Raw genomic sequence first — 23,869 nt, forward strand, 5'->3', positions numbered from 1 at the left:
GACAGCACCGATGAGCGGGCATTGCACCTGCTGCGAGCACATGCTCGCAGCAGTTACCGTGTCAGGCAGACCCCTCTGTCTGACCTGTGCGCCAGCATTCGCGCTCGATGAGCCCGGTATAGACGATGTCGCGACGCTGATCTGGCTCCCGCATCTGGATCAGGGCGCTCTGGGGCGTTGTGTCACAGCACTTCATGTGGCCGCGAAAACAGCGGGACACACCGTTTACGATCAGGGGCTTTCAGGCGAGGCGCTGAGCGCAAAGCGCGCCTTCGAGGCTCTTCTGTCCTGCCGCCTCGGGGCATTGGAGAAGATCGGGACGGACCGCCCGTCTTTGTACCGATCCGCTCTGAAAAGCCTCTCCCGTAACCCTTTCCCGGAAGCTCACGAAACCGGGCTTCGGATCCTCATGCGGGGAACGTGGTTTCCAGACAATCCGCGCCGCTATCTTGACGCGGCTCAAGAATGGGCAGTGTCACGCTGATGCTACGTAAAAAACCAGCGCACTCAGAGGGGCAGGAAGCACCGCGTCCCGCGCGATCCAGAGCCTCCCTCTTCGATGGGGTCCTCCGGACGATTGCCGCTGCATCAACCTTCCTGCATCGGGACGTGACGTCGTTCTGCGATCTGGCAACCTGCGATCAACGCGGCCTGATTACGTTTCAGGGCGATTACGCCACCGTCATCCGTCTGCGCGGGATGCGGCGGATCGCCAACGGGGCTGAAATCGCCGCGGCATCCTCACGACTTCGTCTGGCTTTGGGAAGTCAGTTCAGTCGGCCCGGCCATGCTTTGCAGTTCTGCTATGTCGCCGACCCTGAGGGTGTCAGTGAGAGCATCCGCCGAAACCTGGATGAACGACGGACCGTTGCAGGTGCGCTGAACGCCGATTTTGAAGACATCTTCACGGAACGACAGAAGGTGCTTCCACCTTTCATGCGTCAGGAACGCACGTACCTCGTTCTCTGGACAAGACCTGCATGCCTGTCATCGCAGGAGGTCTCCCAGGCCAAACGCGAGCGGGCCAGCAATCTCAAGGGCCTCCCACCCCTGGGTGATGCTCAGAACCCGCTTCTGGGAAGCCTTGAACTCGGGACGATCCATCAGACGTTCGTGCAGGGGACCTGTGATGCTCTGAGCGCAGAAGCGGTGCAGGTCGATATTCTCAGCCCCGAGGAGGGTCTGCAGGCCATTCGGCATGAACTCTACCCCGATACGATCGGCTCTGCCTGGACACCGTCCACGCCGCTTCGCAAGCCGGGCGGAACCGTTCCTGAGACGGATGCTCCGGCTGACGCGGCCGATGTTCTCTGGCCTCCGCTGCGCGAACAGCTCTTCCGTGACGATGCCAGCACGCCTGACTTCTCCACGGCCCGCATGGGTGTCTTCGACTGGAGCCCGATCGAACTGACGCGTGTTCCCGAAATGCCGGTACCAGGCGTGAGCAATAAACCGGTCCCGACATTTACCGAGCTTGCAGGGCGTCTGTCAGGTCGCCGCATGCCGTGGCGGGCAACGGCTTTGATTGAAGGCGTGCGACCGGGCTACATGCTCTGGAAGGATACGATTGCCCAGTTCCTGAAATTCGGCTCCAACACCCCCATCAACTCAGGGTTCGAAGAGCTGAAGACCATGCGCAGCCGCCAGAGCGATAGCATCGTCAAGCTGCGCATGGCCTTCGCGACCCGCTCGTCGGCCGGTGACACGGAAGCGCTCCGCACCCGCGCCTCCAGGCTCGAGCAGGCCATTCAATCATGGGACAGTGCTCAGGCCAGCCGCGTGTGTGGGGACCCGCTTGCGGGTGTTCTCTCTTCCGTCCCCGGGCTGGCTCTAGCCTCAACCGCACCGCCAACCCCTGGCCCGCTGTCCCAGATTCTGACGATGATGCCATGGGCCAGACCGGGGATGCCCTGGTCCGATGGTGCCATGCTGTTCCGCGCGAACGATGGCACCGTGGTTCCCTATGATCCGGCCGGATCGGGGCGCGAGGCGGTGCTTGACCTGTTCGTGGCACCTTCGCGTCGCGGTAAGTCCATGCTTGCCAACGCCCTGCTTCTCGCAACAGTTTTAAGCCCCGCTGCCATGACGTCTCACGGCGCGCGGCTTCCACTGATTGGCAAGATGGACGTCGGAGATTCCTCCTCCGGCTTTATCGATATGGTCAGGGCCGGACTGAGACAGGAAGAACGTCACCTTGCGCTTCACATTCCGTTTCAGCTCATTGACGAACACGCCTACAACATTTTCGATACCGAAACCTGTTGTCGCACGCCGCTGCCCTATCACCGCACGTTTCTGACGAATTTTATCGCGCAGATCTGTAAACCGCTCGACGGCTCTGACTTCGAGAGCATGAACCAGCTGATCGACGCACTCATTACGGCCGCGTATGAGTATTTCTCGGACACTGGTCCCTCCGTCCGTCCCAAGATGTATCGCGAAGGGGTCGATCGCCTCGGCATTGACATGGCCCTCGCGCATCACAGGCTTTCCGCAACACGGGCGACGACCTGGTGGGAAGTCGCTGACATGCTGGCAAACGCCGGCGACATGCGTATGGCGCACCGCGCCACCCAGTTTGCCGTACCGGTCATCAGCGACCTGGTCGAAGTGGTGCGTGAAGAGCGCATCCGGCTGGAGTTCGAGAAGGCAAACCCGACAGGCGGGACAGAGTCCTCCATCGACGTTTTCAGGCGGTACCTCAATCATTTCGTCGCCAAGTTTCCAAGCCTGACAAAGCCGACACGCCTGGATCTTGGGGCTGCCCGGATTGTCGTCATCGACATTGACCGGGTCGCGCCGGAAGGACAGGGCGAAGCGCAGCGCCAGACGGACCTGATGTATCTCCTCGGATTTCAGATCGTCTCGCGGAACTTCTTCCTTCATCCGGATGATGCCCAATACGTCCCGCTCCATGTCCGCCCGTATCATCGCAAACGCTTCGAGGAGTTCCGGGAAAGCTTCAAGCGGATTGAGTGTGACGAATTCCAGAGAACCGCAGGCGCGCCCTTCATCCAGAAGCAGTTTGAAGAGGCCGCACGACGGGGCGCAAAGCTCAATGTGAAAATCGGCCTTGCCAGCCAGAAGCTCGCAGATTTTGGAGACTATCTCATTTCTCACTCAACCGGACGCTTCATTCTGGGTGCCGGCGACGAAGATGAAGCCAATGAAATCTGCCAGCGCTTTCGCCTCAGTTCAGCCGCCCAGGCGATTGTCCGCAATGGACTGAACGGCCCCCGTGCCGATGGAAGCGGTGCCCCGCTCATCTGGCAGACGCGCGTGAACCACGAACTGTACGAACTGTTCGTTCTCAATCTTATGGGGCCGATTGAACTGTGGGCGCTGTCCACCAGCCCCAAGGACACCGCCCTGAGACGCCGTCTCTATGACGCACTCGGGACGACAGAGGCACGTCGACGCCTCGCGAAAGTCTTTCCCAGGGGATCGGCCGAGCAGGAAATAGAGCGCCGCGAAGACGTCCGGATGAAAGCCGGCCAGGACGCAAGCACCGCCCTTGGCGGCGTGATCGAGGATATTGCCAGAGAACTCAGGGATGGTGTTGGGCTGGGAACGGTCATCCGGATGACCTCTGAGGACGAGGTGTCCGCACTCACAAAGGAGTCCGCCACACTGTCAGCATGAAGAACGCTCTTTTCATGCTTCCCCTCGTTGGTCTTGCAGCGCTCAGCGGGTGTGCAGGTGCTAACACCGAAACCCCGGTGACAGTCGATGTCCCGGGGATGCCATCACCCGAGCTGGCCCTGCAAAAAAGCCTTGATCGCATCAACGGCTTTTTAGGGAGCCTGAACCAGAGGATCGACACGCCGGCTCGACAGACAACCGCGCTTGCTGTCACGCCCTCCCACCCGATCACTCTTGCGCCACAGCCCCAGGCCTCCTCCCTGCCGATCGCCCCCCCTGCAACCGCAGCGCACGAAGCAAACCCGCTTCCCGGCAGGGCAGGCCTGACATGGTTCGCGTATGGGGAAGGCTATGCTCGGATACATTGTGCCAATGGAGCGCTGTGTATCCTGCGCCTGCAGCCCGGAGAGACCGTCGAAGAAGGCGCTCTTTCCGTGGAACCCAGGGCCGGGTGGCGGACAGATCTGGTGCGGGGAACCCGGGGTATTCACGCCGCGTGGGCTGTAGCGCTGACTCCGGGTCCTTCAGCCCAACAGTCGGTCCTGCACCTCGCGACCAGCCGACGCGCATACGTTGCCCTCCTCGATCCGACTGGTCCTTCCATGAAAAGCGTAGCCTTCAGCTATGCGTCCGCAGACCCGCAGATCCAACCCGAACCTCCCCCATCACCGGAGGCTTTGGCCCGACTGAATACGCCGGATTTCAACTTCCAGATGACCGGAGCCAGTCCCTCGTGGAAGCCGCTGCGTATCTACCGTGAGGGCGCTCACACATACATCCAGTTCCCTCCGGGCGGGATCAATCATGCGCCCCGTCTGGTCGTACTGGCGCCTTCGACCGTAGGCACCCAGCCATATCGAACCGTTGGCGACTCTTATGTCGTCGACCTTCCCGTGAGCGACGCCCTGCTGATCGGCAGTGAGCCGGACTCCCCTACAATTCGCATTTCTCATGGAGGGAAGGCATGACGCGCCGTCCTTATGCTCTCACCGCGGCGTCGCTGCTCGCTTTCCTGAGCGCTTGTGCCGAAGTTCCGCCATCGCAAACGTCCCATATCAGCGGAGCCGGCTTTCGAGACACGTCCGCCCTCACCGTCTTTATCGCAGACATTCTTGCCCATAGTCTCGATGCCGGGCGGACAGTCCTGCGCCTTGCGCCCTATACCGGCCCGGATGACGCTCACGCCCAGACCCTGCTCACGGACACCCTGCGCGAGCGGGGCTTCGCGCTCTCACCACAGGGCATGCCCTATCCGGGGGCGCAGACCGTGCGTTATGCCGTCTCTCCCCTGGGGGCGGATCTTCTGGTGGAACTGGATGTCGAAGATGCTGTTGCAACCTGCCTTTACGGACATGACAGCACCGGAGCATTGAGGCGCAAGGGGAGCTGTAGCCTCCGGAGCGGTGCGTCCCTGACGCTCCAGATCCCTGAACAGGACGTTCTGGTTTCAGGGCCGCCTGCCCCTGAAAAGCCTCAGCAGCCCCCACCATCCGGTCCAGTCCAGCTCGCCCCACAAAGCCCGGTCATTCAACCCCATCCGGACGCTGTCGTCGCCAAACCACTGCCTGCGCTGGCACCCGTCGTTCCGGAGCATCCGGCACTGGTGAAGCTTCAGCCCCCTGCGGAAGTCTGGACGCTCGTGGAGGGGCAACCCATCCGGGACCAGATGATGGCCTGGGCCGATCGCGCTGGATGGAAGATCAGCTGGCCAGCCTCTTTGAACTGGATGGTGCCAGCCATGACTACCTTCAACGGCGATTTCAAGACCGTCATGTCGTCCGTCATCCAGACAGTGTCGGACGAAGGGAAGTCCATCCGGGCAGAGTTCCACACCCCTAACAGATACCTCGTTGTAACCTCGCCAGGAGGCGGCCGATGACACTACGCACCACAGTCCTGGCAACACTGGCAGCCGGTACACTTCTCTCCGGATGCCAGGATTTTCAGGATGCCCAGCATCGCGAAGCCGATGTCATGAATACGGCCGAGCGTCAGCACGTCCCGAACATCCCGGTCATTTCAGAGAGCGACAAGCCCTGGCTTCTCGGTGACGCGATTAAAGATGTCGATCCCATTCCAGACCTCCTGAAACATCCGGCCGCCATCACGATTGCACGTCCAACGTCTTTGCGGGATGCCGCCATTCTGGCCAGCCGTCTGACAAGCGTTCCTGTCAGGATCATGCCGGATGCAGAAGATGCGGACGATGGTGGGGAAATCGGTACGGAGACGGCCCGATCCGTCAGTTTCAACGGTACAAATCTCCCCCCGCCGCCAGTGATGTCAGCCATGTCGGCCGCCCTGGGAAACAAGGGGAGGAGCGCGAAGCAGGGCTGGAGCGGGAGCGGTGACTGGCTAAAGTATGACGGCACACGCGAAGGCGTGTTCCAGGCTCTCGCCACGCGCTTTGGGGTCTGGCAGCGCTTTGTCGACGGCCATGTCGAGTTTTATCGCACGCTCACCAAGACCTTTACCGTCCCTGCCTTTGCGGGTGACACACAGGCGAACACGTCCATCATAGCCTATACGGGGGGCGGCTCAGGATCCTCAGGGTCATCCTCGGGAGGTTCGGGGGCGAGCGGGGCGTCTTCCGGCTCAGGAAGCTCGTCGGGTCAGTCTTCAGGACAATCTTCTGGCATCGCCTCGGTATCGAGCACCAGCAAGACCAATCGCTGGAAGACCATCGAACACACGGCGCAGATCGTATCAGGAGGGGCAAGCGTCGTCGCGGATGAAGGCCTGGGCACGCTGTCGGCCACCGGAACGCCTGACCAGATTGCACGTGTCGATGACTGGATGAAAAACCTGAACGATGGCCTGATGAAACAGGTCGCGGTCGAAGTCCACGTCTATACCGTCAAAGTCTCCCATGAGAGCAATTACGGATGGAGCCCGCAGCTTGCCCTCAAGAACTACGGCAAGGCGTTCGGAATGGCAGCGATGCCTGCTGCGATCCCGGCCCTGCAGAGTGCGGACACCCCCTTCAGCTTCGGCGCGTCCATTCTCGACACGGCGACCGGAGCAACAGGACAGTTCTCCGGGACCAAGTTTGTCGTCCAGGCGCTTCAGCAACTCGGAAACGTCACCGAACAGTATGATCGGGGCGTGGTGACGACCAACGGCGTTACCGCCCCGTTCCAGAACGGTATCAACACGACATATCTTGCCAATACGACGACGACACTCGCGACCAATGCCGGATCTGCCAACTCTCTGTCTCCAGGGGTTATCATGTCAGGCTTCATGGGGTCGGTGACGCCGAAGATCGTCGATAACCGCATTCTGCTGAGGGTAAATTTCCTCCTCCAGACACTCCTGTCGATTCAGACGATCACGTCCAATGGCTCCAGCCTTCAGGCGCCCAAGAGCTCGAACACGTCGCTTGATGACACAGTGGCTCTGCAGAATGGTTCAACCCTCGTCCTGAGCGGATATGTCGACGACGCAACGTCCCGAACACGCAACGGTGTCGGCTCAGCCCTGAACTGGGTCACAGGTGGCGGCGGCGACGCCCAGGTCTCCAAAACACATGTTGTCGTCACGGTCGAGGCTCGTACCCTATGAAACACCTCATCACAGCAGCGATTGTTTTTACTCTGCCTGGCCTGGCGCACGCTGCAGCGCTCGATTGCGCAAAGCACCTCAACGAACCTGCCGCAGGTGAGGTTCTGAGCATGGCGCAGATTGATCAGAACAACGCCTGTCTGACGTATCTTCAACAGGCAAAGGCAGCGTCCGACCTGACAACGGCCATCGCTGCGAACGAGCGCAAGCAGAATGAGAAGCAGGTCCAGGGACAGGCGCCCCGGGCGGCGCTTGATACGATGCAGGGACCGCCGCTTTCGCCACTCCCACGTGAGGCACCGAATGAGGATCACCCCATCCCCAGAAGCGTGCCCAAGCCTCCCACCTATGACGCTTTGCTGGTTGATCCCTACAATCACACGGCGTCTGCCATTCTCAGGTTTGCAGACGGGAGCACCTCTGAAGTCTCAAAAGGGGTTACGCTCCCGGACGGAAGCGTCGTGCTCGCGGTGACGTCTTCAGGCGTCCAGATCTCTTCAAACGGGATCAGAAGCCGCCTGAACGCAACCGGCAGCCAGCCGAGCGGCACGCAGATCATCGCCATTCCGGGCGCGTCAAACACGCTCCCCCCACCGACCTACACGCGCTGAGGGGCCGATGGCATTCTTCATCCGCAGCGAGAGACGGATCTGGGTCGGTGATCTGAGGTGGCGCAGCTTTGAGCGCTCCCCCTCCCTGATGACGGTCCACAAGGTCGCCAGTGCGTTCAGCAGCAACTACTTTGTGCAAAGCAGGACTTACCCGCAGCATGTCGGGTTTCTGTCTGCTGATACCGTTGACACCAAAGAGCCGTTTCATAGCCTCGCACTCGCCATCAGCGAGAAATTCGGGGGGCGATATTACGGCGAATACGAGGTGGGGATTGACCAGTTCTGGGTCATTGCCACCGACGAAGAAGGGCTCCCTTTGCCGGGGTCAGACGGCGTCTATCGTGAAGAGGCGATCGAAGCTGTTCGCTCAACCTTCTCCGGTTATCCGTTCGACCAGAGAGATCTTCTCTCGTCCCGCGAATTTGAAGCGCTTTTAGAGGATCTTCCGGACGCACCTCTCAAGGTCCGGTCAACCTCTCTGGCCCCCCTCTATACGTCTGCGGCCGTTGTCGTCGGCCTTTTCTTCCTCACCGGGATCGCATGGTATTTCTACCATCAGCATGTTCTGGACCAACGTCGGGAGCTTGCTCGAAAAGCCCTGATAGAGAGCGCGAAACGCGTTCCAAAAGTCATCGCAAAGCGTGAGCCCCCTCCGTCGGAATGGATCGACGGATGCCTCTCGATGATCCCCGTCTCTCCGTTTGCGGCCGGATGGACCCTGGATCATGCGTCCTGCAAAGGCGACGTCATCGATCTGCATTGGTACCGAACCGGAGGCGATATGGCTGACGCCCCTGACGGCGAACTTATGGACAACGGAAACGCCATCGTGACGCACCGTCCTCTGTCCTACAGCTTCAGGAAACGTCAGGACACGATAGCGGATTATAATGAACGAACGCTTCTCGGCATCCTGCAGCGCAACGGGGTTACACCTGCGCTCAATTCGTCAAAGCTTAATCTTCTGGTGGACGGAAGACAGGTGCCCACAGAGACGACCCGAATGTCCTTCACGCTGCAGACTGACCCTCGCGACATTCCATGGGACGCCTTTGGGAACCTCAGGGTCACATCCCTTTCACGGACGGTCCTGCCCGCCCAGTCGGCGTCGCGGACGGGTCCCTGGCAGATTCAGGTTTCATTCACGCACACGCTTGCGCCTCTCACTACGACGCCGAAGCAATCCCCGCGGACCCCAAACTAGGCCACAGGAGCGCGGCCGACTGTCGCCCGGACCGCACCTTGTGCAGCGCCAGACCTGAGAGACCATACAAATGCTCGCTTTTCTCAAAAAGACCACGCCGAAGAAGGCCGGGACGTCGTCGAATGTCCTGACAATTCCAACAGGATTGCGAAGCCAGATCCATCTCGATCCGGTGAACCAGACTGTTTATGTGAACCAGAGACTGCAGCGTTCAACAGACGCTCTCGACTGGATTGCCAATACGCGCCGCCACCCTCAGCTCGATTGCCTGAAGGTTGTCTGGGAACCGATCAGTGACGTCACAGCCCGCATTCAGAGTGCGCATGAAACGGGGAGCCATTCGGATACTGACGACGGGGAAGACGCCGAAGTCCGGGATGAAGCACTGGCTCTTCTTCGCGAGGGGGCAGAAAGCGGTGTGTCTGACATCCACCTCCACCGGAAGGAGCGCCACACCGAGGTTCAGTTTCGAATCAACGGCTCACTCGTGGTTGCACATGAGCTGACGAACGATCACGCGGATCGTCTGTTGCGGGCCATGTACACAATGGCGACGTCCCGTGACAGCGCCTACAGCGACCTGTCGTTTCAGGACGCGGCGATTGCTGGCGATATTCTCAAGGGAACGGGACTCGCCAACGTCCGTATTGTCAAAGGACCGTGCCTTCCGGTGTCCGAAGGCGGAAAGTTCATGGTCATCCGTCTTCAGTACGTGAAATCCGGAGGCAATCGACGAAGCCAGCCGCAGCGGCAGACCGCGTTCCGAACCCCGCGCAGACCTGAAGGCAAGCTCAAACTGCTCGACTACGGGTTCACGCAAAGCCAGGTCGACCGCATCCTGAACATCGCCGTCTCGCCTTCAGGCGTGCTGATTTGCACCGGCCCCACCGGGTCCGGGAAAACAACCCTGCTCTACGAGCTCGCGTTGCACAAAGCCCGAACCCAGCCTGAAAGGCGCCTGGTCGAGATCGCCCAGCCTGCTGAGTATCCCATGCACTGGGGTATTCAGCTCGACATCTCGAATGCCCTGACATCCGAAGAAGCCGGTCGTGAGTTCCGTGCACGCCTGAGGACTGCGCTGCGTATGGATCCGGATGACCTGTCCATCGCAGAAATGCGCGATAGCGAAGTCGCCCTGACCACGTTTGATTCCGCGCAGACGGGGCACTTTGTGATGAGCACGCTCCATGTGGACGATCCGTTCGATTACCCTTTGCGGTTTCAGAACATGGATTTCGAGCGACTGAGTTTTCGCACAACCTGTAATGCCTCCATCGTCCGGGGCGTTGTCGCGCAACGTCTGCTTCCCGTTCTTTGCAAACACTGTGCGCTTCCGTGGACCGTCTCTGACGAAAGACTGCCACGCAGGACATGCGAAGCCGTTCCGACGTGGGGCGACGATCTCAGTGCTGTCCGCAGAAAAGGGCCAGGGTGCCCGCATTGCTTCGGTACTGGCATTTCCGGGCGAACCACGGTTGCCGAGGTTGTCGAAACGGACGAACAGCTGATGTCTGACTTCGTCAATCATGGTGTTGCCATCGCCCGGCATCGGTTCAGGGCACGCCCGGATGCCGATCCCTCGATGGTCGAGACAGCGATGGGCCGTGTCTTTCAGGGACTGGTCGATCCATTTGCCGTTACGGCCACCGTTGATCGGATCCGAACACGGGACGCCGTCATGAGCGAGCGACTGTCAGGGGCGGCACTGTCATGAGCCTTCGGATTGTCTATACGTCTGCAGCGGCTGAAAAGCCGCGGCTCACCCAGGACCTTGCACAGTGGATGGATATTCACGTCGCCTTTACATGGCGGACAAGGGCGCGACTGTATCGGATGATTGCCATCAGGCTCAGGCAGGGATCGGAGCTGGAACGCATTATGCTCCTGTATATCCGTCAGCAGGAGCGCAGGAAAAAGACCTCCGTGCCACGGATCCTGAACAAGGTGCTACATAGAATGGCCGCTCAGGGGATGAGCTTCGCCGAGGCGCTAAGGCCTTACGTCCCTCATGACGAATACATGATGATCCTCTCGGGCGAGAAAGGAGACGATATCGCCTCTGCAATGGACCTCCTGTGCGATATCAAAACCCGGGTGGGACGCATCATGCGGGCGGCCAGAAGTGCGATCGGCCAGCCTCTGATGTATGTCGGAATCATCTTCGCGTTCCTCTACACGATCGCGAAAATGGTCATCCCGTCGTTACTCATGAACGGCGGCATGAAGATGAAGGCAAGCACTTCGCAGGAGGTTCTTGTTTTTGCCAGTAGTCTTGCGACCGGCCTGAATGGTGTTCTGATCCTCAGTGGCCTTGTTGGGGCATTCGTGCTGCTCTGGCTCAGTCTCACAAAGCTCACAGGCCCTCTCCGGGTGATCCTTGAGCGGGCAGCGCCGTGGTCCATCTATCGCAATATTCAGGGTTACATCTGGATCTCGAGCTTTATCGCGCTGGTTCGGGCCGGGATGACAGATACGGAGGCCCTCACCCATCAGATGCAGGTTGCCACACCCTGGCTTCGTGAACGCCTCGAAGCCATTCTCGATCGTCTGGGTCCAAGGGGCATGTCCCTGCCCGAGGCTATGGAAGATTCCGGGTTTGCTTTCCCGTCTCCGGAAGTCATTGACGACATCGAGGCCAGCTGGGGCGGAAAAGGGGCCTATGACCGTCTCTTGCAGTCCAGTCGCGCCTGGGCTGATGAGATCGAGTTCACCACCCTGGAGCAGGCGGCCGCAGCAAAAGGCTTTGCCAACGCAATGATGATGCTGATTGCCGGCGCGTTGATCGTAGCCTCCAACAACATCGGTTCCGGCATGAGCGATATCGGCCCGATGTAACTGACAGCCCGGTCGTGTCCGCACTCACAAAGACCCGTTCGATAATGCTCCCAGGACCATATCAGGGAGAATTATCATGGATCAGATTGTCTCACTCCTTATCAAGGCCGGGGCGGTGCTTCTTGCACTGATCGCCGTCCTTGTCGGGGGCTATGCCGTGTTTGCAAAAAACAACGGCAGTACCGCAGCGTCAGAACAGAGCCAGCTTGCGACGAACATCAGCGGTTACATCAATGGCGGCATGACGACCCGTAGTTATACCGGTCTCGATAATTCCGTCGCCATCAAGGCGGGGCTTGTTCCCAAGTCAATGCAGAATGGTGACGGAACGACCATTCTTGGCCCATGGGGCAACTCCCAGGTAACGATTGCCCCGTGGAACCAGGGCCATTCCGAGGCCTGGACGAATGTGGACGGTGATGCATGCGCCACCTTCGCACGAAGCCAGAACGCTGATCGCGTGGCCATTAACGGCTCCGAAGTCGCAATGTCCGATCCCCAGGCCGCAATCAATATCGCGAATAACTGCAACGCAACCTCCGGGGTGTCGCAGGTCAGTGTCACTTTCGAATATTCGAACTGACGACGGATGGCCTATGTCTTTCTCGCCTTGGCTCTGGTGATCATGGCCGCAAGTTCAATGGATGGCCTTCGGGTCATCCAGCGACAGAACCTGCCGTCCCCGCTGGTGTCAGCGACTGGGACTGCACAGGCCTGGCTTTCTTACAAAGCAGCCCTGCTTCTCTATGTCGAAAACCATCCGGCAACCCGATCCTCCGTGCCTCTGAGCGCCTTGACGCTTGGCAGCAACGCCGCCCTGGTCGCAGCCGCACAGAACAGCATTATGGGGACGGGCCAGTCAGTATCGGTCATCGCGTGGATGCCGATGGAAGCCGCAGATATATCGCAGGCAATCCTGCTGGCGAATGGCGATCTCTCCCTTGGAACAGCGCAAAGCGGGCACTGGTTCACGCCAGCCTCGGGTGACATGGGAGCCCTTCCGGTTGCAGTGCCAGATGGCGACGCCGTTTCCTACATCAGCCTGAGCGGCACGGGATATCAATGAACACAATCGTCGCACTGATGATCGCCACGGTCATCGGAATCATGATCCTGCCGCGCTATTATTCCATGGTCGAGAATGGCACGCGTCAGGGAAGCCTTGCGGTGACCGCTGGCCAGTTCCAGGACCTGATCCGGGCGGCCGGACAATATGAAAACGCGCACACCAGCGAACTGACGGCTGCTATTCCGGTCGGCGGGACCACGCAGATTGCGCTGTCAACGCTCATCAGTGAGCACGACCTCCCGCCTGCATTTACGGCGACAAATCCGGATGGACAGGCCTGGAGCGTCTATATCCAGCAACCAACCTCCGGTGTGCTGAGTGCTGTCATCGAGAGCAGCGGCGGTACGTCCTACATTCCAAAGGACGAAGTCTCTGTCGCGGCCATGACTGGCCATCAGGGTGGCTTTGTTCCCTATGACGGCATGCTTGGTGGGCTGACGGCCGACACGGCCTACGGTGCAAGCGGAACCTGGCGTTTCAACATGGCAGGCCTCCCCAACCCTGGACCCGGACATCTTGTTGGTCTGGTCTCTGCCGGCGCGGGGTCATCAGACGCTGGCGTGACAACGAACGACTATCTGTACCGTACCGCTGTTGCCGGACACCCCGAGTTGAACAAGATGCTCGCCCCGCTGGATATGGGCGGCAACACCATCAACAACGCCAACGATGTCAACGCAACACGCGGCGTCTTCGCGGGGGGCAATCCGAACGGCGGCTATGGCGGCGTAAAGGTCGCGAGTGCCTACCTCTATGGCGACGACAATAATGCTGCCGTGCGCACCCCAGGGGCTGTCTTTCTGCAGCATTATGATGGGTCATCGGCTGATCTATGGGCCGGCCAAGGGCATTTTGGTTCTAACATCGGGACGCGCGGATATGACCCTTATGTGGGTCTGCCAACCGGCTGGGGTGGGGGCGTCCATAGTTGGGATGGCTATTTCGAGGGTGGCCTCGGCGTCGGTACAGGCGGAAACGTCAGCACCTATGTGAACAATCAGGGATATGTCAGCATCGGCGACCGCCTCGAAGTTCAGAACTCGGTGCGCGTGATGCAGAATGGCTGTGCCTTCAATGTCGGCAATGCGTGTTTCTATGGCGACAATGACAATCTCGCAATCCGGGCACCTGGGGCAGCCTATGTTCAGCACGCCGACGGCAGCGCGGCCGATCTTGGGGCCGGGAATGTTTCCGCCACCACTGTTCGGCTAGGGACCGATAACGGCAACGCGTGGCCAGGAAACGGGTGCAGTCCGAACGGCGCATTAGCAACCAAAAATGATAACTCGGGACTGCTTCTGGTTTGTCAGAGCGGTGTCTGGCGTGCCCCGCAGGCTCAGATTTCAGGGTATGTGCCCACCACCACAAACGGTTTTGCCGGTTACAACCGCACCAACAGCATCACGGGCGGCTACAGCTGCCCTGCCGGCACAGAAGACCTCGGGATCGAGACCATCTGGTACGGCAATTATGGCTACTCAACCCTTCACCTGTGCAGCGCCCAATGAGCAACACCCTCACGCTGCCTGAGACCGTGCTCACGCCTGATGTTTCGGGTGTGAAAAGCGGAACGTATGACTTTACGCCGGAACTCTTCATGTCTTTGCGCACTACCCTGCGTCGTTACAAGCATCGGCGCTCCTCCAAGATGCCGAATTACGGTGTCAGAACGATTGGAGGACACCGGGTCAAGCATGTGATTCCTCTGGGAACACACTGTCTGCCAGCGACCATTCTCCGGAACGCCGACCTGCGCATGGGCGCGCTGCCCTTCGACTGGGTCCATGCGACCCCGGGGATGATCCGCCACTGTCTCGAAACCAATTTTTCAGATTTTCTCCCGAAACCGGGCGAGAACGGTCACGCTGCGTTCCGTGATCGCTTTGGGGTGAAGGACATGTTCCCCCATAAAGATCCGCAGGCCCCTGAAGATCGTCACTATTATACGCGGTGTATCGACCGGCACCGGCGTTTGATGAAATCCAGGAGCGGCAAGCTCTTTGTCATGGTCTCCCGGCCTTCCAATCCCATTGGCTGGCATTTCAGGGAGCTGGTTGACCTGATCAACCGCCTCACGCCCAACGCCGAGCTTCTGGCGATTCAGCTTCTGCCGCAACGCGACAACGGCGAAAGCGTGGGACTTGAACTGTCTCAGGAACGGAATGGATCGAGGCTGTATGACTTCAGGCCCGTGTCCGACGAAAGCGCTCTTGGCTATTTCCCGGACGTCCTCGACGAACTCATGATCCTGCGACTGATCTATCAGTATCACCTGCATCCGGTCGCTCTTCCATGACAGCACTTCCGCCCTGTGCTGCACTGGCCGCCCAAGCCTATAGCGTGCCGGTCGCATCCATTGAGCGTGTCATAGATCATGCGTCGGGGCCGGGCCTTGGGGTGATGAAAATCGACCCTCGGTGGTTGCCAATCCTCCAGCGCGCCGGATTTGATCCTGAGGAGGTCCGGTCCAACGCCTGCATGAACATTGCGGCCGGAGCATGGATCCTTGCATGGGCTGGCGCAGCCCGATCGTCGCCCAGGGGTTCGGAGCAGGACAAGCCGGTGTCACCCCCTGCCACCGGTTTTACGGGCTCTCTTGGGGCCTGTGTTACGCATGCTGCCAGGCAGTATCATCTGCCTGAACTCCTCTACCGGGCCATTCTGCTCACTGAGGGTGGTCGGGTCGGACATATCAGCCGGAACACGAACGGCACCTATGACATGGGTCCTGCCCAGGTCAATTCGATGCACCTGCCGGAACTCGCCCGCATGGGGATTACGCGCGAGCAGATCATCAACGATGGCTGTCTGAATATTCATATTGGCGCCTGGGTTCTGGCTGGCGCTCTTGGGGGGCACACCCCAGACAACGCCGCAGAATTCTGGAGACGCGTCGGCAATTACAATTCCAGTACCCCCAAGTACAATGTCGCCTATCAGCGGAAGGTCTGGAAAAACGTCCAGATCGCTGCGCACTCACAAACGTCTCCGCCATCATAGGCGGCATGTGGCAAATCCCTCTCTGCCGACCCTTCGGCCTTACCCTTCTGCTGCTGTCAGGACTCTGTGCCTGCAGCAAACAGGCCGCTGCGCCTGTGCATCCCTACGATCAGGACATGAATCATATTCTGTCCGCACTCGACCAGATTGGTGCCGTCCGTTTTCCTCTGGTACGGGCGGGCTCCGTTCTTCCGGCCGAGATGAACCGACCTGTCAGATGGCAGTGGCAGGGACCGCTCGATGAGGGCATCCGGCTGATTGCCACGCGGGTCGGCTATCAGACCGATATCCCGCCATGCGCCGCACCGCCGATCATAGAAGTGGATCAGAAGACGACCACGTTCGGTCGCCTGCTGGACGAGATGGCTGCCGCATCATCCGGTCATGCCGACATCTGGGTTGATATCCCTCACCACGTCATAAGGATTACCTGGAATGCGTAAGCCTCGGCACTCTGCCTGTCGGGCAGCCCTCCTTGCGGCATCACTCTGTGCGTACAGCGCCTCTGCACACGCTGAGCCCCCTCAGGATCTTCCTGTCCCGGAGATACCCGACGGCAACCCGGAAGCGGGCGATGCAATCGATACGCCTGTCACCGGTGCAGCCGAAGCCCCGGATATCCCTGACGTGGACAGGCCGTCGTCGCTCGAGGCGATGATGGCCGTGCGTCCCGGCTACTCTCCCAAACAGGAAAGCGGGAATGGACGCGACAGCGCCGTGCGCAGTGCCGCGTGGGCCTATGGCGCCCAGGGCGGACGGGCCGCAGAGTCCTACGCGATCAATGAACTCCTGCGCCGATATTCCCATGTTCTGGACCAAAAGGTGGATTTCCGTACTCTGGTGCTCCCCGCCGGCAACGGTCAGACCCTTATCCGGCCGCCCGTGGTCACAGAGGCGCAAATGGCGGTCGCTCTCGATCCAAGTGGCCAGACTGCCCGTGAAACAGGCACGATTTATCAGATTACGCGCCGCGCGCAGCTTGTGACGGCAGTACCGCAATGGCGCACATGGCTTGTCCGCACTGTCTCCCCCCCTTCCCCGCCAGCCGACGCGGTCCGGCCACGCACGCCGCATGAAGTTGAGGTGTGGAGATCCGGGGTGGCTTATGGCTGGGCAGCCGGACAACGGCAGGCAGTCGAGATCTTTCTCGATGATCTGTCGCGAATGGAACGCGATGTCATGGGCATGGCCCGTTACAGGGTTCTGTTAAGGGCCGGAAAGGTGGCAGCCCCGGAGGTTTCCCAGCTGCACCGCGACGTCCAGGGCGGCGCAGATCTGATGCGTCTCGATGACCGGGAGCTTCGCATCCGCAGTCAGCCTGGTCTCGATGCGAACCGCGCGCACTGGCACGTTTCAGAAGGAGGTCAGTAATGCCCGTTAACCCGGCTCCCAACACGCGGTCTCACGATCCCGAGCGCATTGCCAGCCTGCTGATCGGCGTCTGCGTCGGAATTGCTCTGTTTTCATTCCTGCTCTGGTTGAAGTTCCACACCCAGATCGTCGAAGCCGTCCTGTTCGTGCAGGGCTATGAGCTGAGGCTGATTGGACTCTTCACCCACCGTTACGACGCGGTCCTTGTCAATCTTGGGGACGCCATCCCTGAGCGTGTCTCTGCATCGACCCTCTGGGAACTCTGCACGCTGACAGGGTCGGTTCTCCGCTGGCCCGCTCTTGTTCTGCTTGTCATTCTCGCGGCCCTCTGCCTGACCCGCGCGCCGCTGGAACGTCACCGCAAACGGTTCGGTCTCGAGGGCATGCAGAAAGCACTCGCGGAGATCCATCCTTTGGGCGCAGCGTGGCTGGGAAAAGGATTGAAGCTGGTGCGCCCCTCACCACCTGAAGTGCCATTGGCGCCACTCGATCCTGCGCTGAACCTTGAAGAATGGCGCGCACGATACGTGCGAGGCAACTCTCCTGCCCAGCTCCGCGAGACCACTTTTCAGGCACTGGAGGCGCAACTTGGTCGTCCCTGGCGTGGGGCCCTGGAAGCGTCGGTCGCTGAAAAATGCTTGTTCGTCGCCTTCTCGTTCTTCATCCAGCGCCGGAAAGATGAGGCACAGAGCGTCCTGGAAAACCTCTCTGTGCAGCTGAAAGGCACTTTGAAGGACGGAGCGCCATCAAACTTCGCGAAAGTGTCGAAATCCTTTGTGGCTACCCTTGATAACCAGCTGAAGAAGGAGAGCTTCCGCTCGACGCAGAAGATCGCTGAGCAACATGCCTTTACGCGACCAGCACTCCTGTCGCTTCTCCAGGAGGCACGCCTCAAGGCCGGCGTCGTCAACCCAGGGCTTTTCGCAGCCATCCAGTTTCTGGACCGCGACCTCTGGCTCGTTCTCTCCGCTGCGTCCTATCCGCGTGACGGACTCCCACCTTATGTCATGGCGATTGCCTCCTGCCCGGAAGCGGCGGCAGCACTGGCACACTGGAAAGCAGAGTGCCTTGCCGGACGCCCTCTGACGACCCCCCAGATCTCCAGCCTTCTCAAGACTTTCGGCAGACCATGACTGATTCCGTAATTTTTAACCTCATGCCTGATTTCATCCGTGCGCGCATTGCGGCTTACACCCTCCGGGACTGGGTCGCAGAGCATTATGCCGTACCAGCCCTTCAGCTCGATCGTGCGATGACACTGACGCTTGTTCAGCTCGAACATGCAGCGTCTCGCAAGACCTTTTACGGGTATGACGTTTCCACGGCTCCTGTGTCCCTTCTTGAACCAATTTCGCGTTACATGGACGCGCTGCTGGGTGGGGTGTCGCCCGGAGAAGACCGTGAGCGCTTTCCCAAGGACCTGGTCCGGACCCACCAGAGAGTGATCCATGAGTTCGAAACACTGAACCGTCTTGGGAACAAGGCACGGTGAGCATGTTCTGGCCACACGACGGCGAGCCCTTGCGGGGCAATACGCTGGACCAGTTCCTGATCTGGTGTTCCGAAGCCGAGTGCTCCCGGATCGAAATCCAGTCAGACATGCCCGTCATGGTGCGCCTCCATGGCGAAAACCATCAGGTCACACGTGATGCCAGTCTGCCGGGTGAAGTCGAGGACGCCGTCAACTACATCTTCCGGTCAGCGACGGGAGTGACCAACCTCAAAAACGGCGATCCGATCGATGTCGGGCATACAATCTGGCCTGATCGCAAAAAAAGACGTTACCCCTTTCGCCTGAATGCACTCAGTTCTCAGATCGGTGCGGATGCGGGCATTTCGGTGACCTTCCGACCTCTGGTTGACATCCCCCGCCCGCTGGAGGACCAGCACGTAGAGCCTCAACTGCTGGACGCGCTCCATGGAGAACAGGGTATTTTCCTGATCTGCGGCGCCACGGGCTCGGGGAAATCAACGCTGATTGGCGGCATCAACCGGGCCCGGCTCGAAGATCCGGATATCCACTGCAACCTGATCGAAGCGTCAGCCCCCCTTGAGATCCTCTATGATCGCATCGAACGTCGCAACTCAACAGTCACGCAGCTCGAAATTCCGCGTAACCTCAGGAGTTTTGCCGAATTTGTCCGCGCGTGCATGCGTCGGGAGCCAACCGACATCGTCGTGGGCGAGTGCCGCGATCCCCAGACCATGGAAGCGTCGATCCAGGCCGGGATTTCCGGCCATCGCCTCCTGAGCTCTCTGCATACCAACAGCTGCTCTTCCACTGTCCGACGTGTTCAGGCGCTCTGCCCCGCTGATCAGCGGGACAGCCTGACAATTTCGTTCGTCGAGAACCTCCGTCTTCTGGTGAACCAGAGGCTGCTGAAGTCGGCCGACGGCAAGAGGACACCCATTCGGGAGTTCCTGCCTGTGACCCGTGCCATTCGCACCCGCCTTCTGGACGCACCCCGGGATCGCTGGCCGAACATCACGCAGGCCGCTGTCGAAGAGCACGGACAGACTTTCGCTCAATCCATCGCTGCGGCTGTGAAGCAGGGCAGAATCACAGAAGCCGTCGCCGCCGCTGCCATGAAGGAAGAAAACTGATGTGGCGCTTTACCGCGGACCCGGTCCGCCTTCTCATTATCGACGCCCGTGCGCTTGCACCATTTGCTCTTTGGATCGCTCACATGCGCGAATGGACGTTTGTCCTCGCCATAATCGGGGTGCTGTTCTTCAGCATTCTGGCATGGCTCGGCCTGACGCTTCCCGTGGCCGTGCGCATGCTCCGGGTCATTCTGTGTGGCCCGGTTCGCCCTCGTCTTCCCTCCTGGAAAAAGCGTGATTACGCATGAGCGATCTTGATGACCTGGTGCGGTGCTGCACGACCCTGATTGAGACGCAGGGATACCGCTTCGAGACGGGCATCCCAGGTGTGGGTGCTCTGCCGGCGTGGCGTGTTGCCCAGACAAACGTGCTTCTGCCGGTATTGCTCCGGCTCGCTGAGGAGTTCTGGAGATCTGAAACAAAAGGAGCCGGCTTCGGCCTCAAGCTTGAGCCAGACACACTAAGCGTGACGGGCTACACACTGACCGGACTCTACCATGTCCCGCTGTCGATCGCTCTTCTGGCACTCAACGCTGTGCTCAGAACCATTGCCGATGCTGAAGGACGCATCACCCTCGAAGCTCTAACGACCTACACACAAACGGTCACGGGCTGATCCGCACTCACAAACGCCTGTCAGATACTGCACAGGCGTCTAACTTGCTGAGGTCCGCGATGATCATTTCCGTTCCACCTGACACACAGTCAGTTTCTATTCGTCGTGAAGGGGAACGGACCATCATCGTTCTCGACCATGACACGCTTTCAGAGGGGGCTGACAGTCCGCGCCCCTTCCCGGCAGAAGAGATCGCCACTGAACGGCAACCACAAAGAGCCAGACGTATCCCCCTTCCGATGATCGCTGGCGTCTGCCTGATTGTTCTCGGTGCCGCTGTTGGCCACCGGCTGTGGTCGCCCGCGAAAAGCAGTGGTCCACATACAACCGACACCTTGCAGATGCCGCTACTCCGCGCCCCTGAATCCGCGACACGCCGTTCCATCCCCGCCGCGCCTGAAGCCGCCCCGGTACCCAACGCAGCGTTCGGGCTGGAATAATCATGGCGACGATCAGACGCCGCATAGACGGTCCGCAGGATTTTCACGAACAAAAGGGTGGGCTGGCATTCCGCGACACCCGAAGCGTTCCTCACCAGGTCGCGGAAATCCTGCGATCCGGGCTCTCGTCCATCGGGCTCGTTGCAATAGCCGGCGTGGCCGTCACTGTTCCCGCGCTGACAACCGCCATCGTACCATTGGCCGTCGCCTATGCCGGCTATGTCCTGACGCGGCCGGTGACGCTGCCTCTTCGCTTGCCGGCCAGCGCAAAGGGAAAGGACTACGGCAATCCTCAGCCGGACCCAAAACGACCTGGCGTCGAAATCCCGGGCAAGCCTTCTGGAGACTGGCTGATAGGCTGGGATGAAGTCACGGCCCAACAGGTCTGGCTGTCCGGCAATGATATGACGATGCATGCCATTCTGCCCGGCTCCACCGGGTCCGGCAAAACGCAGTTCATTTACAGTCTTCTGTGCAATGCCCTGGCACAGGGCGGCGGGTTTACGATTGTCGACGGCAAAGCTTCAAACAACCTTGCCTTCTCCGTTGCAGCCATGGCGAGACGGTGGGGCCGAGAGGCAGACCTGCGCTTCATCAATATGATGGTGTCAGCCGGCGACAGGAAGACCAACACCTGGAACCCCTTTTCCTCTGTCAATGCTGAGGGCATGACCGAGCTTCTGCTCACGCTCTTTCTGCCGGAAGACAAAAAAGGCGGAGGGGGTAACTCCGCGCATTTCCGCGACAGGGCCGAAGCGCTTATTCGCGGCATGTCCTATGTCTTCGTCTGGGTCCGGGACAACCTTGGCATTCCGATCATGTCCGAGACGATCCGCACGATGTTCTCTGACATCGTGAAACTGCGCGATCTCTACCAGGATCAGATCTTCACCTACTATGATGCGGATGCAGCTGAGACGCGAAAAGTCGAACTGCCGCCCGAGTTTGACCGGACCCTGCTGAACCCGGTCCGCGACTACGTGACAGAGACGGGTGGCTTTTCGAACACCAAAAGCGTGGGAGACCAGGACAAGGTTCGCGAGCAGCATTCCTATGTGGTGGGTGGCTTCGGCAAAACCTTTACCCAGATGAGTTCCACGCTGGGGCATATCTTCCGGTGCAATATCGGTGATGTGGACTTCCGGGACGTCATCTTCAATCGGCGCATCCTGGTCGTTCTTCTCCCCTCGCTCGAAAACCACCCGGACACGAACGCCGCCCTGGGCAAGGCCGTCATCACGGCGCTGCGTTACGCACTTGCGGCGGCACTCGGCACCTCGATTGAGGGCGACTATGAGGACCGCGTCGTGAATCGCGCGTCGTCCTCCACGGTGCCCTATCCTCTGGTTCTGGACGAAGTCGGTCAGTTCGCGACACGCGGGATCGACGCAATGATGGCGTTGGGTCGCGAGCTGAACATTTCCCTGCTGATCTCGTTTCAGGAAGTAGGCACCCTCTACGCCACGCTCGGTAAGGATTTGACCGTTCCGCTTCTCGGCAATCCCAAGCTGAAGATCTTTGAAAATATCGAAGACTCTGGTCCAACCCGGGAGTGGATCGAACAGTCAGGTGGAACGATGCCTGTCAGCGTCCTCCCCGGCTTCGACAGTTCCAACCCTCTGGGCGTCTATGCGGACCAGCAACGTGCAGACATCCGGGACGTCAAGCGGATCTCCTGGAGCGATGTGCAGAACCTCCGACAGGGGCAGGCCATCATTCTCTTCCGGGGAAAGCGCATCTACACGCGACTGTTCTATGCCGGTATCAAGCCAGAGGGCGTGAACAGGGTGTTCCCCACAGTTTCAGCGGCTCCCGCTCTTGAACCCCCCGTCTCGGGGGAACCAGCCACAGAAGCGGATGACGTGGCTCAGCGTCTTCAGGAAGGGCGCGATCGGATCGAAAAAGCTGATCTCCGGCCGCTGACCGGAGTTCTCGGAGATCTGTATCAGCGGCTCGGCGTCGTTCTCAATACGGAAGGCACGCCCCTGCAGGACGCCCAGGAACTCCTGAACCTGCTTTTTCCTGACGAGACTTCAGCAGAAGACAAACCTTTTGCAAAGCTGTTTGAGACCCTCGTTCCTCCGTCCGCTCAGTTGCCCCGCACGACGGAATCACTTCATCCGGATCTTGACCGAGCACTCCTGACCGAGCTGGTGACGTTCGAGACGGCGCTTGGACTGGATGAGCGGGCGGCCGTCGAGGCAGTCACGCATGCCCTGAATCTTTATGCGCGTGGCAAAGAACTCGCATAGCAGCTGAGGCGGCATGTCCCGTGCCGCCTCCATCTTCAAACCTACATCCCCCGTCCTGCGCCACGAACCCGCGTGCGATCGCGCTCCCGCTCTTCTGCCTGTGCGACGGCGCGAGCCCGCTGCAGCCGGTCTTCGGCCTGTTGCGTCCTCCGACGTTCCTGCAGATCTTCAACCCGCCGCGCTGCATTCAGGGCATCCTGCGCGGCATAGCCGGCCTTGCGCAGCTTGCGACTGACATCATCCCACTGCGCGCGGGGGACATCCCGGATCGGGGCTTCCTCAACCTGACGACGCACCTGACCGCCCGGTGACTGCCCCTTCTGACGGGTCCGCTCATTGACGTGGTTCTGCCGGATCCACCGCGTATTGGCTTCTTCGTGCGCAAGACGGGCTTTTGCCAGATCGACGGCCAGCGACTTGTAGGGATGACGTCCCATGTCAGATGCCAGACGGTCATACAGATCGTTAACCGTCACCGGCCGGATATCACCCAGAGCCCGCGAAAACGTCTCGGCCTCCCGGAGAGACCCTTCGGATACGGCCGTCCAGCAGCGATGGACATGCCGGCTTTCAGCGACATAGGAGGTAAAGCCTGTCATGGCCGAGGATCCACGCGGCATGGCGTTGATATGCTCATCGGACGTCACACCCTGCGCCGCAT

At 59.9% G+C, this 23,869-nt stretch carries 23 protein-coding genes and 1 pseudogene; 23 read left to right on the top strand and 1 reads right to left on the bottom strand.

Annotated elements, in window-relative coordinates:
• The first annotated feature begins 58 nt into the window (after window positions 1-58).
• The 23 genes from ABF859_RS12830 (at window position 59) to ABF859_RS12940 (ending at window position 23,208) form a co-directional block, all read left to right on the top strand.
• The gene (locus ABF859_RS12830; protein ID WP_252345619.1) at window positions 59-484 is read left to right on the top strand and encodes a hypothetical protein; all 426 of its coding nucleotides are present in this window, start codon (window positions 59-61) and stop codon (window positions 482-484) included.
• On the top strand, window positions 484-3,642 hold the full coding sequence (locus tag ABF859_RS12835) for a type IV secretion protein DotO (protein ID WP_415528108.1): 3,159 nt from the start codon (window positions 484-486) through the stop codon (window positions 3,640-3,642). The genes ABF859_RS12830 and ABF859_RS12835 overlap by 1 nt, the downstream gene beginning before the upstream one ends.
• Window positions 3,643-3,656: 14 nt before the next feature.
• The gene (locus ABF859_RS12840) at window positions 3,657-4,610 is read left to right on the top strand and encodes a TrbG/VirB9 family P-type conjugative transfer protein (protein ID WP_415528109.1); all 954 of its coding nucleotides are present in this window, start codon (window positions 3,657-3,659) and stop codon (window positions 4,608-4,610) included.
• Window positions 4,607-5,521, top strand: coding sequence for a TcpQ domain-containing protein (locus ABF859_RS12845; RefSeq protein ID WP_415528110.1), 915 nt, complete (start codon window positions 4,607-4,609; stop codon window positions 5,519-5,521). Before ABF859_RS12840 ends, ABF859_RS12845 begins: the two co-directional genes overlap by 4 nt.
• A complete protein-coding gene (locus ABF859_RS12850) occupies window positions 5,518-7,206 on the top strand; it encodes a pilus assembly protein PilN (protein WP_415528111.1) in 1,689 nt (562 codons plus the stop codon). The genes ABF859_RS12845 and ABF859_RS12850 overlap by 4 nt, the downstream gene beginning before the upstream one ends.
• A gap of 110 nt (window positions 7,207-7,316) precedes the next feature.
• Complete coding sequence (gene pilP, locus ABF859_RS12855; RefSeq protein ID WP_415528112.1) at window positions 7,317-7,817, top strand: type IV pilus biogenesis protein PilP; 501 nt, start codon at window positions 7,317-7,319, stop codon at window positions 7,815-7,817.
• Window positions 7,818-7,824: 7 nt separating this feature from the next.
• Window positions 7,825-9,021 (top strand): type 4b pilus protein PilO2, encoded by a 1,197-nt coding sequence (pilO2, locus tag ABF859_RS12860; RefSeq protein WP_415528113.1) that lies wholly within the window; start codon window positions 7,825-7,827, stop codon window positions 9,019-9,021.
• A 70-nt stretch (window positions 9,022-9,091) separates the two neighbouring features.
• Window positions 9,092-10,735 carry a GspE/PulE family protein gene (locus ABF859_RS12865; RefSeq protein WP_415528114.1) on the top strand — a complete coding sequence of 548 codons (1,644 nt, stop codon included), beginning with the start codon at window positions 9,092-9,094 and terminating at the stop codon, window positions 10,733-10,735.
• Window positions 10,732-11,856 carry a type II secretion system F family protein gene (locus ABF859_RS12870; RefSeq protein ID WP_415528115.1) on the top strand — a complete coding sequence of 375 codons (1,125 nt, stop codon included), beginning with the start codon at window positions 10,732-10,734 and terminating at the stop codon, window positions 11,854-11,856. Before ABF859_RS12865 ends, ABF859_RS12870 begins: the two co-directional genes overlap by 4 nt.
• A 76-nt stretch (window positions 11,857-11,932) precedes the next feature.
• Window positions 11,933-12,439, top strand: coding sequence for a type 4 pilus major pilin (locus ABF859_RS12875; RefSeq protein WP_415528116.1), 507 nt, complete (start codon window positions 11,933-11,935; stop codon window positions 12,437-12,439).
• A 6-nt stretch (window positions 12,440-12,445) separates the two neighbouring features.
• Entirely contained in the window at window positions 12,446-12,922 is a 477-nt protein-coding gene (pilM, locus tag ABF859_RS12880) for a type IV pilus biogenesis protein PilM (RefSeq protein WP_415528117.1), read from the top strand.
• Window positions 12,919-14,433 carry a shufflon system plasmid conjugative transfer pilus tip adhesin PilV gene (pilV, locus tag ABF859_RS12885; RefSeq protein ID WP_023945834.1) on the top strand — a complete coding sequence of 505 codons (1,515 nt, stop codon included), beginning with the start codon at window positions 12,919-12,921 and terminating at the stop codon, window positions 14,431-14,433. Before pilM ends, pilV begins: the two co-directional genes overlap by 4 nt.
• Entirely contained in the window at window positions 14,430-15,221 is a 792-nt protein-coding gene (locus ABF859_RS12890) for a DUF1796 family putative cysteine peptidase (protein ID WP_415528118.1), read from the top strand. The genes pilV and ABF859_RS12890 overlap by 4 nt, the downstream gene beginning before the upstream one ends.
• A complete protein-coding gene (locus ABF859_RS12895; protein WP_415528119.1) occupies window positions 15,218-15,925 on the top strand; it encodes a transglycosylase SLT domain-containing protein in 708 nt (235 codons plus the stop codon). The genes ABF859_RS12890 and ABF859_RS12895 overlap by 4 nt, the downstream gene beginning before the upstream one ends.
• Before the next feature lie 5 nt (window positions 15,926-15,930).
• A complete protein-coding gene (locus tag ABF859_RS12900) occupies window positions 15,931-16,368 on the top strand; it encodes a DotD/TraH family lipoprotein (protein ID WP_064275478.1) in 438 nt (145 codons plus the stop codon).
• Window positions 16,361-17,296, top strand: a complete 936-nt coding sequence (locus ABF859_RS12905; RefSeq protein WP_061929012.1) for a type IV secretion system DotC family protein — start codon at window positions 16,361-16,363, stop codon at window positions 17,294-17,296. Before ABF859_RS12900 ends, ABF859_RS12905 begins: the two co-directional genes overlap by 8 nt.
• Window positions 17,296-18,429 carry a hypothetical protein gene (locus ABF859_RS12910; RefSeq protein ID WP_415528120.1) on the top strand — a complete coding sequence of 378 codons (1,134 nt, stop codon included), beginning with the start codon at window positions 17,296-17,298 and terminating at the stop codon, window positions 18,427-18,429. Before ABF859_RS12905 ends, ABF859_RS12910 begins: the two co-directional genes overlap by 1 nt.
• Complete coding sequence (locus ABF859_RS12915; protein ID WP_346006278.1) at window positions 18,426-18,788, top strand: hypothetical protein; 363 nt, start codon at window positions 18,426-18,428, stop codon at window positions 18,786-18,788. The genes ABF859_RS12910 and ABF859_RS12915 overlap by 4 nt, the downstream gene beginning before the upstream one ends.
• A 2-nt stretch (window positions 18,789-18,790) precedes the next feature.
• Window positions 18,791-19,900, top strand: coding sequence for a type IV pilus twitching motility protein PilT (locus tag ABF859_RS12920; RefSeq protein WP_415528121.1), 1,110 nt, complete (start codon window positions 18,791-18,793; stop codon window positions 19,898-19,900).
• The gene (icmT, locus tag ABF859_RS12925) at window positions 19,900-20,148 is read left to right on the top strand and encodes an IcmT/TraK family protein (RefSeq protein WP_346006276.1); all 249 of its coding nucleotides are present in this window, start codon (window positions 19,900-19,902) and stop codon (window positions 20,146-20,148) included. Before ABF859_RS12920 ends, icmT begins: the two co-directional genes overlap by 1 nt.
• Window positions 20,145-20,516, top strand: coding sequence for a hypothetical protein (locus ABF859_RS12930; protein WP_023945843.1), 372 nt, complete (start codon window positions 20,145-20,147; stop codon window positions 20,514-20,516). The genes icmT and ABF859_RS12930 overlap by 4 nt, the downstream gene beginning before the upstream one ends.
• Window positions 20,517-20,575: 59 nt before the next feature.
• Window positions 20,576-20,956, top strand: coding sequence for a hypothetical protein (locus ABF859_RS12935; RefSeq protein ID WP_346006275.1), 381 nt, complete (start codon window positions 20,576-20,578; stop codon window positions 20,954-20,956).
• A 2-nt stretch (window positions 20,957-20,958) separates the two neighbouring features.
• Entirely contained in the window at window positions 20,959-23,208 is a 2,250-nt protein-coding gene (locus tag ABF859_RS12940) for a type IV secretion protein DotL (protein ID WP_346006274.1), read from the top strand.
• Between the two features lie 41 nt (window positions 23,209-23,249).
• Here ABF859_RS12940 and ABF859_RS12945 read toward each other — a convergent pair.
• A pseudogene (locus ABF859_RS12945) lies at window positions 23,250-23,869 on the bottom strand (conjugal transfer protein TraA); the annotation flags it as partial.

The organism is Gluconobacter sp. (assembly GCF_047722525.1).
Lineage (GTDB): Bacteria > Pseudomonadota > Alphaproteobacteria > Acetobacterales > Acetobacteraceae > Gluconobacter.